We start from the raw sequence: 15,503 nt of genomic DNA, 5'->3' as shown, positions 1-15,503 counted from the left end.
GCGCGACCGCGACCGTCCGGCCCGCGGCGAGCGTCCCGAGCGTGGTGATCGCGCCGAGCGCGGCGCCCGGCCCGAGCGCGGCAGCCGTGACCGGCCCGAGCGGACCGAGGCCGAGCGCCCCGACCGTTTCGAGCGCGACCGTCCCGCCGCCCCGCCGCGCGAGTACGAGCGCGACCGGGCGCCGATGGCCCGCGGCCGCGACCGCGACGACCACAGGCGGCGCGACCGCGACGACCTCGGCCCGCCGGTGCGCGGCTTCGGCGATGCCGTCCCGGCCTTCATGCTGATCCCGATCCCCCGGCCCCGCCGCGACCCGGCGGCGGACCAGGAACAGGAAGCCGCCTGAGCCGTTTCCGCCTGCTGTTGCGACAGAAGCGGCCGGGTCCTTCCCGGCCGTTTTCGCATCCGCCGCCCGTTGCGGGACCCCCTGCCCCGCGCCAGATTGCGCCCACCACCAAAGTCCCTCGAGGAGAACGCCAATGAACGTCGCGAACCCCGTCGCCATTCCCTCCTCGGGCGCGTCCGACACCGCGGTCGTCGCGCCGCGCCGCTCGCAGCCCGCCTTCGTCTGGGAGGACCCGCTGCTGCTCGAAGGCGCGCTGTCCGAGGACGAGCGGATGATCCGCGACGCCGCGCACCAGTTCTGCCAGGAAAAGCTGCTGCCTCGCGTGCAGGAGGCCTTCCGCAAGGAGACCTTCGACCGCGAGATCATGAACGAGTTCGGCGAGATGGGCTTCCTCGGCGCCACGCTGCACGGCTATGGCTGCGCCGGCATCAACTACGTCTCCTACGGGCTGATGGCGCGCGAGGTGGAGCGCGTCGACAGCGGCTACCGCAGCGCCTTCTCCGTGCAGTCCAGCCTGGTGATGTACCCGATCTACGCCTTCGGCTCCGACGCGCAGAAGGAGAAGTTCCTGCCGAAGCTGCGCACCGGCGAATGGGTCGGCTGCTTCGGCCTGACCGAGCCCGATGCCGGCTCGGACCCCTCCTCGATGCGGACCCGCGCCAAGAAGGTCGATGGCGGCTATATCCTCAACGGCTCGAAGACCTGGATCACCAACTCCCCGATCGCCGATGTCGCCGTGGTCTGGGCCAAGGACGACGAGGGCATCCTGCGCGGCTTCCTGGTCGAGCGCGGCATGAAGGGCTTCACCACCCCGAAGATCGAGGGCAAGTTTAGCCTGCGCGCCAGCGTCACGGGCATGATCATGCTGGACGACGTCTTCGTCCCCGAGGAGAACCGCCTGCCCGGCGTGAAGTCGCTGGCCGGCCCGTTCGGCTGCCTCAACCGCGCCCGCTACGGCATCGCCTGGGGCGCGCTCGGTGCGGCCGAGGATTGCTGGCACCGCGCCCGCGAATACACCCTGCAGCGCAAGATGTTCGGCCGGCCGCTGGCGCAGACGCAGCTCGTGCAGAAGAAGCTGGCGGACATGCAGACCGAGATCACCCTCGGCCTGCACGCGGTGCTGCGCGTCGGCCGGCTGTTCGACGAGGACCGCGCGGCGCCGGAGATGATCTCCCTGGTCAAGCGCAACAATTGCGGCAAGTCGCTCGACATCGCCCGGGTCGCCCGCGACATGCATGGCGGCAACGGCATCGTCGACGAGTACCACGTGATCCGCCACGTCATGAACCTCGAGACGGTGAACACCTACGAGGGCACGCATGACGTGCACGCGCTGATCCTGGGCCGGGCGCAGACCGGGCTGAACGCCTTCGGCGGGTGAGCGGCCGCGGGCCCGGCCAGGGCGGCGCGCAGCATGGCCGGCCTGCCGGGCCCGACCGACATCGCGGAGATCGAGCGCGCGATCCAGTTGGCGATCGCGCCCGCCTTCCTGCTGACCGGCATCTTCAGCCTGGTCACCATCCTGGCCAACCGTCTCGCGCGGATGATCGACCGCGAGCGGGCGGTGCGCGCCGGCCTCGCGCCGCCGCTGGCGGGCGAGCTCGACATCATCGTCCGCCGCGCCCGGCAGGTGCATCGGGCGATCGGCGCCTGCGTGCTGGCGGCCATCCTGCTCTGCCTGCTGATCGTCATGTCCTTCGCCGGCATCCTGCTGGGGCTCGACGTCGCCTGGGTGCTGGCGGCGCTGCTGGCCGCGGCGATGCTGGCGCTGATGGTCGCGCTGCTTCTGCTGCTGGCCGAGATCGGGCTTGCCTTCCGCCACCTGCCCTTGCTCGACGATGACTGAGCTGACGATCGAGGCGCTGGGCGCCGGCGGCGACGGCATCGCCCGGCAGGGCGGCAAGGCCGTCTTCCTGCCGGGCACGCTGCCGGGCGAACAGGTGCGCGCCCGTCTTCTCGGCAAGCGCGGCGATGCGCTGCTGGCCGAGGCCGAGGCGGTGCTGGCCCCGTCCCCCGACCGCGTCGCCCCGCCCTGCCCGCATTTCGCCACCTGCGGCGGCTGCGTCGTCCAGCACCTGGCCGACGCGCCCTATGCCGCCTGGAAGCGCGCCAGGCTGGTCGAGGCGCTGTCCCGCGCCGGCTTCCCCGGGGCGCCCGTCGGCCCGCTGGAGCGCACTCCGCCGATGACCCGCCGCCGCGCCGACCTGGCGCTGCGGCGCGGGCCGGGCGGCGCGGTGCTGGTCGGCTTCCACGGCCGCGGCAGCGACGCGGTGACGGATCTCTCGACCTGCCTGGTGCTCGACCCGCGCATCGTCGCGCTGTTCGAGCCGCTGCGCGGCCTGCTCAGGCGCCTGGCGGCGCTGAAGCGCGAAGGCTCGGCTGTGGTGAACCTGCTGGAGACCGGGCCGGACCTTCTGCTGCGCACCGATGGCGTGCTGGACGCGCCGGCGCGCAGCCTGCTGGCGGCCTTCGCCACCGAACACGGCATCCCGCGCATCGCCTGGGCGCAGAACAACGGCCTGCCCGAGACTGCGGCGCAGCAGGGGCCGGTTTCCCTCCGCTTGGTCGGCGTGCCGGTTGCGCCGCCGCCTGGCGCCTTCCTGCAGGCCAGCCCGGCCGGCGAGGCGGCCATCGTCGCCGCGGTTTTGGCCGGGCTGCCGGCGAAGTTGCCGCCGCGCGCCGCGATCGCCGATCTTTTCGCCGGGCTCGGCACGCTGAGCTTTCCCTTGGCGACCCGCGCCCGCGTCACCGCCTTCGAGGGGGTGACGGAGTCCGTCGCGGCGCTTTCGGCCGCGGCCGGCAAGGCCGGGGCCAAGGTCCAGGCGGTGCGGCGCGACCTGGATCGGCAGCCTCTCATCGCGAAGGAGTTACAGGCCTACGCGGCGGTGGTGCTGGACCCGCCCTTCAGCGGCGCGGCGGCGCAGGTGCCGCTGCTGGCACGCTCATCCGTGCCGCGGATCATCTATGTCTCCTGCAACCCGGCGGCGCTGGCGCGGGATGCGCAGGTGCTGGCGCAGGGCGGCTACAAGGTGCTGGCAGCGGCGCCGGTCGACCAGTTCCTCTGGTCGCCGCACCTGGAGAGCGTGGTGGTTTTCGCCCGATAGGCCGGCGCAACGGGTTGATCCCCTGGGCCGCCTGCCCATTCAATAGGCCAGCTTCCCCGGGGAGGGATCTTCCGTGACCGCACCTCTGAACCGTCGCCTGGCGCTGGCCGGGCTGCCCCTGCTGCTGGCCGCGCCCGCCGTCCTGCGCGACGCCGCGGCGCAGCCGGCACCGGCCGCCGTCCCTGTTCAACAGGCGCCGGGCTTCTACCGCTTCAAGGTCGGCGGCTTCACCGTCACCACCGTGCATGACGGCTTCCGCGACGTGCCGCTGGCCGGCTTCGTCCGCAACGCGCCGATCGAGGAGGTGAAGCAGGTCCTGGCCGAGAGCTTCCTGACCGGCGACAGCTTCCGCATTCCCTTCACCGTCACCTTCGTCGATACCGGCTCCGCGCTGGTGGCCTTCGACACCGGCAACGGCGTGACGCCGGCCGGCGCCACCATGGGCCGCATGGTCCAGAACATGCGCGCCGCCGGCATCGACCCGGCCAAGGTCACCGCAGTGGTGATGAGCCACTTCCACGGCGACCACGTGAACGGCCTGCTGAATGCCGAGGGCGGCGCCGCCTTCCCGAATGCCGAGGTCATCGTCCCCGCCGCCGAATGGGCCTGGTGGAGCGACGAGGGCAACCTCGCCCGCAGCCCCGAAGGCCAGCGGCCGAACTTCGCCAACAGCGCCCGCCGCTTCGGCCCCTACAAGGACCGCATCCGCCAGGCCGCCGAGGGCGCCGAGGTGGTGCCGGGCATCCGCGGCGTGCCGGCCCATGGCCACACGCCGGGCCATACCTGCTACCACATCGCCGACGGCGCGGCGCAGGCGATGTTCGTCGCCGACGTCACCAACCGTCCCGAGCTGACGGCGCGGCGGCCCGACATGCACATCGTCTTCGACTTCGACGCCGCGATGGCCGAGGCGACGCGGCGCCGGATCTTCGACCGCGTCTCGGCCGACCGCATCCGCATCACCGGCTACCACTTCCCCTTCCCCGCCAACGGCTACATCGCCAAGGAAGGCAACGGCTACCGCTTCGTCGCGTCCGACTGGTCGAGCGCGGTCTGAGGAGACGCACATGAACCGACGCAGCCTGCTGGGTGCCGCCGCTGCCGCGCCCCTGCTCCCCGCCCTGCCCGCCGCCGCGCATCATGGCCACGAGATGGCCCAGGCGCCGGGCTTCTACCGCTTCAAGGTCGGCAGCTTGACCGTGACCACGGTGTTCGACGGCGCCTCCCCGCGGGCCAACCCGGCGCGCACGGGGATGGTGGCGAACCAGCCGCCCGAGGCGGTGGACCGCGCGCTGACCGAGGCGCTGCTGCCGACGGCGCGGCTCGACAACCCCTTCACGGTCACCTTTCTCGATACCGGGAAGCAGGTCATCGCCTTCGATACCGGCACCGGCGGCGGGCAGCTCTCGGCGACCTCGGGCCTGCTGGAGCACAACATGGAGGCCGCCGGGATCGAGCCCGAGCAGGTCAGCCAGATCGTCTTCAGCCACTTCCACGCCGACCACATCACCGGGCTGACCACCAAGGACAATGCGATCGTCTTTCCGAATGCCGAGCTCGCGGTGCCGGCGCCGGAATGGGCCTTCTGGGCCGATGAGAGCAACAGCGGCCGGGTGCCGGAGAACCAGCGCGGCACCTTCGCCAATGTCCGCCGGCGCTTCGGCCCCTACCAGGCGAAGCTGCGCCGCTTCGACTGGGGCGCCGAGGTGGTGCCGGGCGTCCGCGCCATCGCGGCGCCGGGGCATACGCCGGGCCATACCGTCTTCCAGGTGGCGGACGGGGCGGAGCAGCTATTCGTCATGGCCGATACTTCCTCCCGGCCGGAGCTCTTCCTGCGCTATCCCGGCTGGTTCTCCGGCTTCGACATCGACGGGCCGCTGGCGAGCGAGAGCCGCCGCAAGCTGTTCGACCGGGTGGCGGCGGAACGCGCCCGCATCACCGCCTACCACTTCCCCTTCCCCGCCAACGGCTACGTCGCGCGCTGGGACGAGGGCTTCCGCTTCGTCCCGGCGGACTGGTCGAGCGTGGTGTGACGCCGGCGGGCGGCGCCGCGACGCCGAGCCCCGGGTGGCGGACCCGCCCGGCAGCGTGGGATCGGCGGCGCCGGCACCAGGCTGGAGCGGCGTGGCGGACCGGCGGTGCGGCGGCCGCCCCTGGCCTCAGAAGGCGGCGTCCTCGAATTCCCGCAGGCTCTCCCCGCCCGCCAGCACCTTGGCGGCGAGCGAGGAGGTTTCCGGCAGGATGCGCTGCATGAAGAAGCGCGCCGTCGCCAGCTTCGCCTTGTAGAAGGCGTCGTCCTGCTCCAGCGCGAGCGCCGCCATCCGCGCCCAGGCATAGGCCATGGCGGTGAGGCCGAACAGCCGGAGGTAGTCGGTCGCCGCGGCCCCGGCCTCGAAGGGATCCCGCAGGCCGCGCTGGGCGACCTCGCCGGTCACCTGCTGCAGCCGGCCGAAGGCCTTGGCCAGCGGCAGGATGAACTCTTCCATCGCCGGCGCGTCCTGCTGCGCCTCGATGAAGGCGAGCACGGGGTGGAAGAAGCTGCGGAGGTAGCGCCCGCCATGCGCGCCGAGCTTGCGCCCGACCAGGTCGAGCGCCTGGATCCCGTTGGTGCCCTCGTAGATCTGGGTGATGCGGGCGTCGCGGGCGAACTGCTCCATCCCGTTGTCGCGGATATAGCCGTGGCCGCCCCAGACCTGCATCCCGAGCATCGCCGCGTCCCAGCCGGTATCGGTGAAGACCGCCTTGATGATCGGCGTCATCAGCTGGACGAAGTCGTCCGCCTGCTGCCGCACCGCTGCGTCCGGGTGGCGGACGGAGACGTCGTGCTCGAGCGCGGCGAGGGCCGAGAGCGCGCGGCAGCCCTCGGTCATCGCCCGCATGGTCAGCAGCATGCGCCGCACGTCGGGATGGACCAGGATCGGGTCGGCGGGCCTGTCCGGCGCCTGGGTGCCCTGCAGGCCGCGGCCCTGGATGCGGTCGCGCGCGTAGGCGACGGCGTTCTGGTAGGCGATCTCGGCGATGCCGAGCCCCTGCACGCCGACGCCGAGCCGCGCCTCGTTCATCATGGTGAACATCGCCGAGAGGCCCTTGTGCGGCCGGCCCACCAGCCAGCCCTTGGCCTCGTCGAAGGCCATGGCGCAGGTGGCGCTGGCCTTGATGCCCATCTTGTGCTCGAGCCCGGTGCAGGTGACGGCATTGCGCGGCCCGGGGCGGCCGTCCTCGCTCGGCAGGAATTTCGGCACGACGAACAGAGAAATTCCGCGCGTGCCCGGCGGCGCATCCGGCAGCTTCGCCAGCACCAGGTGGACGATGTTGTCGGCCAGGTCGTGCTCGCCGGCGCTGATGAAGATCTTGTTGCCGGTGATGCGGTGGCTGCCGTCGCCGGCGGGCACCGCCTTGGTGCGGATCAGGCCGAGATCGGTGCCGCAATGCGGCTCGGTCAGGCACATGGTGCCGGACCATTCTCCGCTGGTCAGCTTCGGCAGGTAGAGCGCCTTCTGCTCGGGCGTGCCGTGCTTCGAGATCGCCATGGTGGCGCCGTGCGAGAGGCCCGGATACATGCCGAAGGACAGGTTGGCGGAGCAGATCATCTCCTCCACCAGCATGCCGACGGATTTCGGCAGGCCCTGGCCGCCGTAGTCGGGATCGGCGCCGAGCGAGGTCCAGCCGGCCTCGCGGAAGGCACGATAGGCTTCGGGAAAGCCGCGCGGGGTGCGGACCACGCCGTTCTCCAGCGTGCAGCCCTCCTCGTCGCCGCTGCGGTTGAGCGGCAGCAGGACCTCAGAGCAGAACTTGGCGGCTTCCTCCAGCACCGGGTCGACCAGATCGGGGCCGATCTCCTCGCAGCCGGGCAAGGCGCGCAGGCGGTCGGTGCCGGCGAGCTCGTTGAGGACGAAGCGCATGTCGCGCAGCGGGGCGGCATAGGTCGGCATGCTTGTCTCCTTGCGCGGCCGCGTCACGGCTCCGGGCCCGTGCGGGGCGGTGCCCCGAACCCCTCCGCCGCTCGGCCGCTGTTCCTAGTTCCGCAGCGGCCGGCCGGTCTCGAGCATGTGCTCGACCCGGGCCAAGGTCGCCGGCGTCTTCAGCAGGGCCATGAAGCTGCGGCGTTCCAGCGCGTGCAGCTCGGCTTCCGTCGTTTCCTCGGTGTGGTCCTTGCGGCCGCCGGTCAGCGTCTCCGCCAGGTGGTCGCAGACCACGACGTCGTGCGGCGTGGCGCGGCCGAGCGCCGCCTGCTGCTGCACCGCCATCGCCAGTGCGGCGCGGCCGGAGGCGCCGGGCAGGCGCAGCGGCTTCACCTCGGGGGGCGCATAGCCCTCGACCAGCGAGAGCGCGCGGGCCTTGGCATCGGCCAGCAGGCGGTCGCGGTTGAAGGTGATGCCGTCGGTCGGCCGCAGCAGCAGCATCTCCTTCGCCTCGAAGGCCGATTTGGCCACCTGCGCGGTCGAGATCATCTCGAAGGCCTTGGCAACGGGGGGCATCGGTCCCTTCGGCGCGCGCGGATTTTCCGCCCAGCGGCGCAGCATGGTGGTGCAGCCGCCCCAGCCGGGGATCAGGCCGACGCCGACCTCGACCAGGCCGATATAGCTTTCGGCATGGGCCTGCACGGCGTCGCAATGCAGCAGGATCTCGCAGCCGCCGCCGAGCGCCATGCCCGACGGCGCGCCGACCACCGGGAAGGGTGCGTCGCGCAAGGACCGCATCGCCTTCTGGCCCTGCTCGATCAGCCCCTCGATCTCGCCCCAGGCGGCGATGTTGGCGGCAAACAGGGCGAGGCCGATATTGGCGCCGACGCTGAACTGCTCGCCCTCGTTGTGGATGACCAGCGCCTTGAAGCCGCCCTTCCTGCCCATGGCGATCGCCTTGCCGATCATCTCGACGGTGCCGGGATCGAGCGCGTTCATCTTGCTGTGGAATTCGAGGCAGGCGACGCCGTCGCCGAGATCCCAGAGCGAGGCGGAGCCGTTCCTCGCCAGCGGCTTCGCGCGCCGCTTGATGTCGGCCAGCAGCAGCACGCCCGCCGGCCGCGGCACGGCGTGGTAACCGCCATCGGTGCCGAAGTATTCCAGCGCGCCGTCCTGCACGCGGTAGAAGGACCCCTCCGCCACCTGCGCCAGCAGCGGCGGCACCGGCCGGCCGTCCTCGGCCAGCGCCCGCGCCAGCCAGGCCGCGCCGACCCGGTCGATCAGCTCGAAGGGCCCGTACTTCCAGTTGTAGCCGAGCCGCATGGCGGCATCGACGTCGGCGACGCTGTCGGCGATCTCCGGTACCAGTGCGGCGGCATAGGCCAGGGTGTCGAGCAGCACCGCGCGCGCGTAGCGGCCGCCGCGATCCGGGTGCTCGGCCAAGGCGCGCAGGTCGCGCAGGGCGAGGCTTTCGAGCTGCGGCTTGTCGCTCGCGCGGTAGTCGCCGGTGGTGAGGTCGAGCGCACGCTTCAGGCTTTCCCCGCCCGCGCCCTTCTCCCGGGTGTAGAAGCCGCCCTTGCCTTTCCGCCCGGTGCGGCCCTCGGCGATCATGCGGGTGATCAGCGCATTGTCGCGCAGCCCCAGCACATAGGCGTCAGTCTCCGGCAGGGTGGCCTTCATGCTGGCGGCGACATGCGGCATCAGGTCGATGCCGACCAGGTCCAGCAGGCCGAAGACGCCGGTCTTCGGCACGCCCATCGGCCGGCCCATCACCGCATCCGCCTCCTCGACCGTCAGGCCGAGGTCAAAGGCGCGGTTGATCGCGGATTGCATCCACATCCCGCCGATGCGATTGGCGATGAAGCCCGGCCGGTCCTTGCAGGGGATCACCGTCTTGCCGAGCACGCGGTCGCCGAAATCGGTGATGGCGGCCAGCGCCTCGGCCCGCGTCGCCGGCCCCTGCACCACTTCCAGCAGGCGCATGTAGCGCGGCGGGTTGAAGAAATGGGTGATGAGGAAATCGGCGGCGAAGACCTCGCCCAGCCCCTGGGTCAGGGCGGAGAGCGGGATGGTCGAGGTATTCGACGACACGACCGAGCCCGGCTTCCGCACCGCTTCGAGCTTCGCGTAGAGGTCGCGCTTGGCATCCGGCCGCTCGACGATCGCCTCGACGATCCAGTCGCAATCCGCCAGCAGCGGCAGGCCGCCCTCGATGTCGCCTGGCGTGACCAGACGCGCCGCGGCCTTCTGCATGAAGGGCGCCGGGTCGGTCTTCAGCATCCGCTCGGTGGCCTTGGCGGCGCCGCCCGGGACGATGTCCAGCAGCACCACCGGCACCCCGGCATTGGCCACCTGCGCCGCGATCCCGGCGCCCATCACCCCGGCGCCGATCACGCCCACCTTGCGGATCGGGCTCGCCGCCGGCTTCGCCTGCGCGGCGGGCACCGAAGCGGCCCGCAGCTCCGTCTCCACCATGGGAGCGCCCGTGGTCAGCGACATCAGACCGCCTCCAGCACCGTGGCGATGCCCTGCCCGCCGCCGATGCACTGCGTCGCCAGCGCGTAGCGGCCGCCCTGGCGCTGCAGCAGCTGCGCCGCCTTGCCGGTGATGCGCGCGCCCGTCGCGCCCAGCGGATGGCCAAGGGCGATGGCGCCGCCATCGAGGTTCATGCGGGTCTCGTCGATCCCGAGCTCGCGCATGCAGGCCAGCGCCTGGGAGGCAAAGGCCTCGTTCAGCTCGACCACGTCGAGGTCGCGCGCCGCGATCCCCGCCCGCGCCAGCGCCTTGCGGGAGGCGCCGACCGGCCCCATGCCCATCACCTCCGGCGCGCAGCCATCGACCGCGACCGACCGCAGCTTCGCCAGCGGCGTCAGCCCATGCGCCTTCGCGTAGTCCGCCGAGCAGACCAGCAGCGCCACCGCGCCGTCCGTCAGCGGAGAGGAGGTGCCGGCAGTGACCGTGCCGTCCTGGCGGAAGGCGGGCTTCAGCCCGGCCAGGGTCTCGGCGGTGGTCTCGGCGCGGATGCAGCCATCCTCGGCGACGCGCTTGCCTGCCGCCTCGACCGGGACGATCTCCGCCTCCAGCCGGCCCTCGCGCTGCGCCGCCGCGGCCTTCTGCTGGCTGCGGACGGCGAAGGCCTCCTGCTCGGCGCGGGTGAGCTGGTGGCGGCGGGCGACATTCTCCGCCGTCTCGCCCATCGACACGTAGGCCTGCGGGAAATCCTTCGCCAGGCCGGGATGCGGCATCGGGTTGAAGCCCATCATCGGCACCCGGGTCATGCTCTCGACCCCGGCGCAAAGAAAGGCGTCGCCCGCCCCCATCTTGATGGCGCCGGCCGCCTGGTGGACCGCCTGCATGGACGACCCGCAGAAGCGGTTCACCGTGGCGCCAGCGACGCTTTCCGGCAGGCCGGCGATGAAGGCGATCAGCTTCGCCGCGTTAAGCCCCTGCTCGCCCTCGGGGAAGGCGCAGCCCAGCACCAGGTCCTCGACCGTGGCGGGGTCGATGCCGGCCTCCGCCACCAGCGCGCGCACCACCTGCGCCGTCATCTCGTCCGGCCGCAGCCTGGTGAGCGCGCCCTTGTGCGCGAGGTGGAAGGGGGAGCGGCGATAGGCCGCGATCACCACGTCAGTCATGCCGCATCTCCTGTGTCATTCGGCGGCGCGCTCGGCGCCGGATGTCTCGGCTTCCGTCTCCGCCGCGGGCCGCCCGGCCATGGCGGCGGCCGCCTCGCTCTCCACCAGGCGCAGCTCGCCGAGCGTCTGGTCGAGGTCGCGCCGCTGCTGCTCGAGCTCGGCGATCCGCTGCCGCACCCGCGCCAGCAGCAGGTTGATCTGGCTGTGCTGGGTGTGGTCGGCGTCGTAGAGGTCGAGGAATTCGCGGATCTCGGCGAGCGAGAAGCCGAGCCGCTTGCCGCGCAGCACCAGCAGCAGCCGCGCCCGGTCGCGCCGGTCGAAGACCCGCGTGGTCCCGGCGCGGCGCGGCGCGATCAGCCCCTTCACCTCGTAGAAGCGGATGGCGCGCGGCGTGACGCCGAACTCCTCCGCCAGCTGGTTGACCGTGAAGAGTTCGCTCATCCAGGGGGGCTCCGGCCGGCCAGCTCGGCCTTCAGCTCCTTCTTGGAGAGTTTGCCCACCGCCGTGCGTGGTAGGTCGGGGCGGATCTCGATCAGGCGCGGCAACTCGATCGCGGAAAGCCGAGTCTTGAGGAATTCCCGCAACGCCTCCGGCGTCGCCGTGCTGCCGGGCTGCAGCTGCACGAAGGCCGCGGGGCTCTCGCCGCGATAGGGATCGGACTGGCCGACAACCGTCGCCGCCACGACGTCGGGGTGCTGGTACAGCGCCTCCTCGATCATCCGCGGATAAACGTTGTAGCCGCTGCAGATGATGAGGTCCTTGATGCGGTCGACCAGCGTCACGCTGCCATCCTCGGCCATGACCCCGACATCGCCGGTGCGGAGGAAGCCATCCGGGCCGATCGCCGCCGCGGTCTCCGCCGGCCGGTTCCAGTAGCCGGCCATGACATTGGGACCGGCGACGCAGAGCTCGCCCCGCTCGCCGATCGGCAGCACGCGCTGCGGGTCGTCCAGCGCGCGGATCTCCGCCAGCACCCCCGGCACCGGCAGGCCGATGCTGCCCTCCGCCAGGCTGCCCTCGACCGGGTTGCAGAAGCAGACCGGGGAGGCCTCGGTCAGGCCATAGCCTTCCACCACGCGGCAGCCGCTGCGCGCCTCGAAGGCGTGCTTGATCTCGAGCGGCAGGGGCGCGCCGCCGGAGATGCAGATCTTCACCGAGGCCAGGTCGGCCGCGGTGGCGCCATGGTCGATCACCGCCTTCAGCAGCGTCGGCACGCCGTGGAAGATCGTCGGGCGGGTGCGGCGCAGGGCGGCGATGAGCATCGCCGGCTCGAAGCGCGGCAGCATGACCAGCTGCGCGCCCTGGCCGATCGCCGCGCCCAGCACGGCGGTCAGCGCGAAGACGTGGAAGAAGGGCAGCACCGCCAGCATGCGCTCCTCGCCGGGGCGGCATTGCGGCGACCATGCCATCACTTGGCGGAGGTTCGCCGCCAGGTTGGCATGGGTGAGCATGGCGCCCTTCGGGGTGCCGGTGGTCCCGCCGGTGTATTGCAGCACGGCGACGTCCTCGGGCCGCGGCGCCGGCTGCGCGACGGCGGCGGCGTCCAGCAGCCGCTCCCAGCGCAGCACGCGCGGGTCGCCGGCGGGGATGCGGCCGGTCGCCTTCCGCTTCGCCAGCCGGAACAGCAGGCTCTTCGGGAAGGGCAGCGCCGCGGCGAAGTGACAGGCCACCACCTGCCGCAGCGGGCCTTGGCCCAGCAGGCCGAGCACGCGGCCCAGCACCGGCTCGAGGTCCGGCGCGACCATGATCTCGGTGCCGGAATCCGCCGCCTGCGCCGCCAGCTCGGCCTGGACATAGAGCGGGTTGAAGTTCACCACCGTGGCGCCGCAGCGCAGCGCCGCGAAGAAGGCCACGACATAGTGCGGGCCGTTCGGCAGGCAGAGGCCGATCCGCGTGCCCGGCCCGGCGCCGAGCGCGCGGAACCCGGCCGCGGCGCGGCCGACCAGCGCGCCGACCTCGGCGTAGCTCCAGCACCGGCCCATGAAGTCGAGGCAGGGGCGCTCGGCGAAGCGGGCGACCGCGCCCTCGAAGATCTCGACCAGCGTCGTCGGCGGCAGCGGCATGTCCCAGGCGATGCCCGCGGGATAGGCGCGCAGCCAGGGCCTGGCCGCTCCGGAAAGAACCGTGTCCATGCCGCCTGTCACTCCTCTCCTGGTCAGAAGGCGAAGCGTAGCTGCGCAGTAACAATGTCGACCGACGCATGATAGGTGGAGGTCAGGTTGCCGCGGAACAGGTTGGTGTTGTTGGGTCCCGGATCCTGCAGGTTCACCGTCGCGTCAGGCGCGAAGATGTGGGTGTAGGCGGCGCTCAGCGTGATGTTGCGGTTCACCTGGTAGCTGGCGCCGGCCGAGAGCCAGTAGCGGTCGTTGTCCGGGATGCGCGGCGTGCGGTCCGCCTCCCGTACCGGGGTCTGGTCGTAGGCGAAGCCGGCGCGCAGGGTCAGCGCCTCGTTCCAGCGGTACTCGCCGCCGATCGAGGCGAAGACGCTGTCGCGCCAGCGCTCCTCGGTCACCGAAGGGGCGCGGCCATTGGCGAAGTTGACCGTCAGGTCGCGGAAGCGGGACCAGTTCGTCCATTCGAGCCCGGCCAGCGCCGTCCAGCGCTCGTCGATCCGCTGCCGCAGGCCGAGCGTCACCGTCTCCGGCGTCACCAGCTTGGCCTGGGCCGCGGTATTGGCGAAGCTCGGCGAAAGCGAGACCGGGAAAGGCACGCCCTGGAACTGCGCATCGCCCTGCAGGGTGTGGAACATGGCCGAGCGGAAAGAAAGGCCGAGCCGCGTGCCCGCCAGCGGCTGCCACTGCGCGCCGAGCGTGAAGCCGACCGAGGTGTCGTCGCCGGTCACCGTGGAACGGCCGTCGCGCGCGCCGGGCACGAAGCCCGGGATGCGCTGCGCCGCGCCGATCGCGCCGAAGTCGACGGCGTTCGACAGCCGGGCATCGGCATACTGGATCTGCAGCCCGATGCCGAGCGAGAGCGTCGGCAGCGCCTGCCAGGAGACCGCCGGGGTGACGTTCACCGTCTTCAGCGAGGAGGTGAGCGCGTGGTAGCGGGCGATGCTGTCCTCGGCCTGCTTGGTCACGAGGCCCCAGGGCGAGGTGACGGAGAGCCCGAAATGCCAGTCCGGCGCCAATTGGACGGTGCTGTGCAGCGCCGGCACGAAGGCATCGAGGCCGATGTCGCCGCCGGTCGAGCCGGTGATCGGCGAGCCGCCCAGCGCCGCGTTGCGCGTCGCGCTGCCCGACTTCGCCTCGGCATTCGGGAAGATGCCGGACCCGACGATGGCGCCCTGCACCCCGGGCAGCGAGGCCATGGCGGCGGGATTGAAGAAGATCATGCTGGGATCGTCGTCGCGCGCCGCAGCGCCGGCGAAGGCGGCGCCCTGGCCGACCGCGCTCTGCTCGCGCAGTTCGAATCCCGTGGCGCCGGCCGGTCCGGCCAGTGCGAGCGTGCCGATGCCGAGGCCGGCGGCACGCAGGAATGGACGACCCATGCGCTTTCTCCCTTCTGGTGGTCCGGGAATTCGTCGGTCCGGACGACGCCGCCCGCCTTGCTGGAGGGTCGGCTATATCAACTAAGCTAACGACGGGTGACGTATAGGTCAATTAGTGTCTCTATGCGACATCACGATGGATCGAGGTGGCCAACCCATGACCGATGCGGAAACCCTGATGGCGGCGATGCGGGAGAAAGCGGGGGTCCTGCGGCAGCTCGGCTACCGCATGCGCTTCGACCTGACGGATATCGGCGAGAGCGTGCTGCTCGACGCCACTGGCGCGGACGCCGAGATCGGCCCGGCGACGGAGGAGACCGAGGCGGATTCGATCCTGCGGCTGACCGCCGAGAACCTTGGCAAGCTGATGGCCGGGAAGCTCAGCCCGATGCTGGCCTTCTCCACCGGACGGCTGCGCGTCGAGGGCTCGAAGGGCGTCGCGCTGAAGCTCGCCGGGCTGCTGGACGAGGACTGAGATCCGGCGCCCGGCGCTTCCACCTTCTTGCGCCTCGGACGCCCGGCGCCGCGCCATGGCGGGGCCTGGCTTCGCCGCAACGGCGGCAGACTTCATGCGGCGCCCAGGCCCTCGGGCGCCGGGGATGGAGGCCGGGGTGGAGCCACTTATCTTCTTCTGCCACTGTGGCGGCAGCGCCACGACGCACTTGCCACCGGGCCCAAAAGCAACCGCTGCGTTAATAGCCTATTGTATAACATATTCGTGAGCCGCTAAGGTTAATCCCGAGGCCGCCAATCCCGGCGCCGCCGAGCTTACCTGACGAGGCCCGTCCCATGACCTTTGTCCGCAGCCCGATGGCCGCCGGTTTCCCCGCCTTCGCCCGCCAGGCCCTGGCCAGCATCAGCCAGCCCGCCCGCCCCGCCTCGACGCACGAAACGTTGGACACCGCCTACGACGCTGATCGCGGCATCTACTGGTGCCGCCTGCGGCCCACCGGCCGGCCCTGCTTCAGCCGCGAATTGCTGCGCGACATCGCCTCGATGCATGCGGCGATCCCGGAGCTCTTCGCC

At 71.7% G+C, this 15,503-nt stretch carries 12 protein-coding genes and 2 pseudogenes; 8 read left to right on the top strand and 6 right to left on the bottom strand.

What is annotated here, in order from left to right:
• The 6 genes and pseudogenes from E2C06_RS31500 to E2C06_RS31475 all read left to right on the top strand — a co-directional run.
• Positions 1-346: pseudogene (locus E2C06_RS31500) on the top strand (DEAD/DEAH box helicase); the annotation flags it as partial.
• Positions 347-479: 133 nt separating this feature from the next.
• Positions 480-1,727 carry an acyl-CoA dehydrogenase gene (locus E2C06_RS31495; protein ID WP_133292535.1) on the top strand — a complete coding sequence of 416 codons (1,248 nt, stop codon included), beginning with the start codon at positions 480-482 and terminating at the stop codon, positions 1,725-1,727.
• Between the two features lie 33 nt (positions 1,728-1,760).
• A complete protein-coding gene (locus tag E2C06_RS31490; RefSeq protein ID WP_133292534.1) occupies positions 1,761-2,192 on the top strand; it encodes a DUF2721 domain-containing protein in 432 nt (143 codons plus the stop codon).
• Positions 2,185-3,450: a class I SAM-dependent RNA methyltransferase gene (locus E2C06_RS31485; protein ID WP_193560526.1), complete on the top strand. Its 1,266-nt coding sequence runs from the start codon at positions 2,185-2,187 to the stop codon at positions 3,448-3,450. The genes E2C06_RS31490 and E2C06_RS31485 overlap by 8 nt, the downstream gene beginning before the upstream one ends.
• Positions 3,451-3,523: 73 nt before the next feature.
• The gene (locus E2C06_RS31480; protein ID WP_241671557.1) at positions 3,524-4,507 is read left to right on the top strand and encodes an MBL fold metallo-hydrolase; all 984 of its coding nucleotides are present in this window, start codon (positions 3,524-3,526) and stop codon (positions 4,505-4,507) included.
• A gap of 10 nt (positions 4,508-4,517) precedes the next feature.
• Positions 4,518-5,483: an MBL fold metallo-hydrolase gene (locus E2C06_RS31475; RefSeq protein ID WP_133292533.1), complete on the top strand. Its 966-nt coding sequence runs from the start codon at positions 4,518-4,520 to the stop codon at positions 5,481-5,483.
• 126 nt (positions 5,484-5,609) lie between these two features.
• Here E2C06_RS31475 and E2C06_RS31470 read toward each other — a convergent pair whose 3' ends face one another.
• From E2C06_RS31470 to E2C06_RS31445, 6 genes are all read right to left on the bottom strand, one after another.
• A complete protein-coding gene (locus tag E2C06_RS31470; protein WP_133292532.1) occupies positions 5,610-7,382 on the bottom strand; it encodes an acyl-CoA dehydrogenase C-terminal domain-containing protein in 1,773 nt (590 codons plus the stop codon).
• 84 nt (positions 7,383-7,466) lie between these two features.
• A complete protein-coding gene (locus E2C06_RS31465; RefSeq protein ID WP_277751906.1) occupies positions 7,467-9,851 on the bottom strand; it encodes a 3-hydroxyacyl-CoA dehydrogenase/enoyl-CoA hydratase family protein in 2,385 nt (794 codons plus the stop codon).
• Complete coding sequence (locus E2C06_RS31460; protein WP_133292531.1) at positions 9,851-10,987, bottom strand: thiolase family protein; 1,137 nt, start codon at positions 10,985-10,987, stop codon at positions 9,851-9,853. Before E2C06_RS31460 ends, E2C06_RS31465 begins: the two co-directional genes overlap by 1 nt.
• 15 nt (positions 10,988-11,002) lie before the next feature.
• The gene (locus E2C06_RS31455) at positions 11,003-11,428 is read right to left on the bottom strand and encodes a MerR family transcriptional regulator (RefSeq protein WP_133292530.1); all 426 of its coding nucleotides are present in this window, start codon (positions 11,426-11,428) and stop codon (positions 11,003-11,005) included.
• Positions 11,425-13,119 carry a long-chain-fatty-acid--CoA ligase gene (locus tag E2C06_RS31450; protein ID WP_133292529.1) on the bottom strand — a complete coding sequence of 565 codons (1,695 nt, stop codon included), beginning with the start codon at positions 13,117-13,119 and terminating at the stop codon, positions 11,425-11,427. Before E2C06_RS31450 ends, E2C06_RS31455 begins: the two co-directional genes overlap by 4 nt.
• Positions 13,120-13,142: 23 nt before the next feature.
• Positions 13,143-14,477 carry an OmpP1/FadL family transporter gene (locus E2C06_RS31445; protein WP_133292528.1) on the bottom strand — a complete coding sequence of 445 codons (1,335 nt, stop codon included), beginning with the start codon at positions 14,475-14,477 and terminating at the stop codon, positions 13,143-13,145.
• A gap of 157 nt (positions 14,478-14,634) precedes the next feature.
• Here E2C06_RS31445 and E2C06_RS31440 point away from each other — a divergent pair, with 157 nt between their 5' ends.
• Entirely contained in the window at positions 14,635-14,952 is a 318-nt protein-coding gene (locus E2C06_RS31440; RefSeq protein ID WP_133292527.1) for an SCP2 sterol-binding domain-containing protein, read from the top strand.
• Between the two features lie 314 nt (positions 14,953-15,266).
• Positions 15,267-15,503: pseudogene (locus E2C06_RS31435) on the top strand (hypothetical protein); the annotation flags it as partial.

The organism is Dankookia rubra, assembly GCF_004355005.1.
GTDB classification, from domain to species: domain Bacteria; phylum Pseudomonadota; class Alphaproteobacteria; order Acetobacterales; family Acetobacteraceae; genus Paracraurococcus; species Paracraurococcus ruber_A.
The sequence above is the reverse complement of the archived record's forward strand: the minus strand, read 5'-3'. Positions and strand labels throughout refer to the sequence as shown.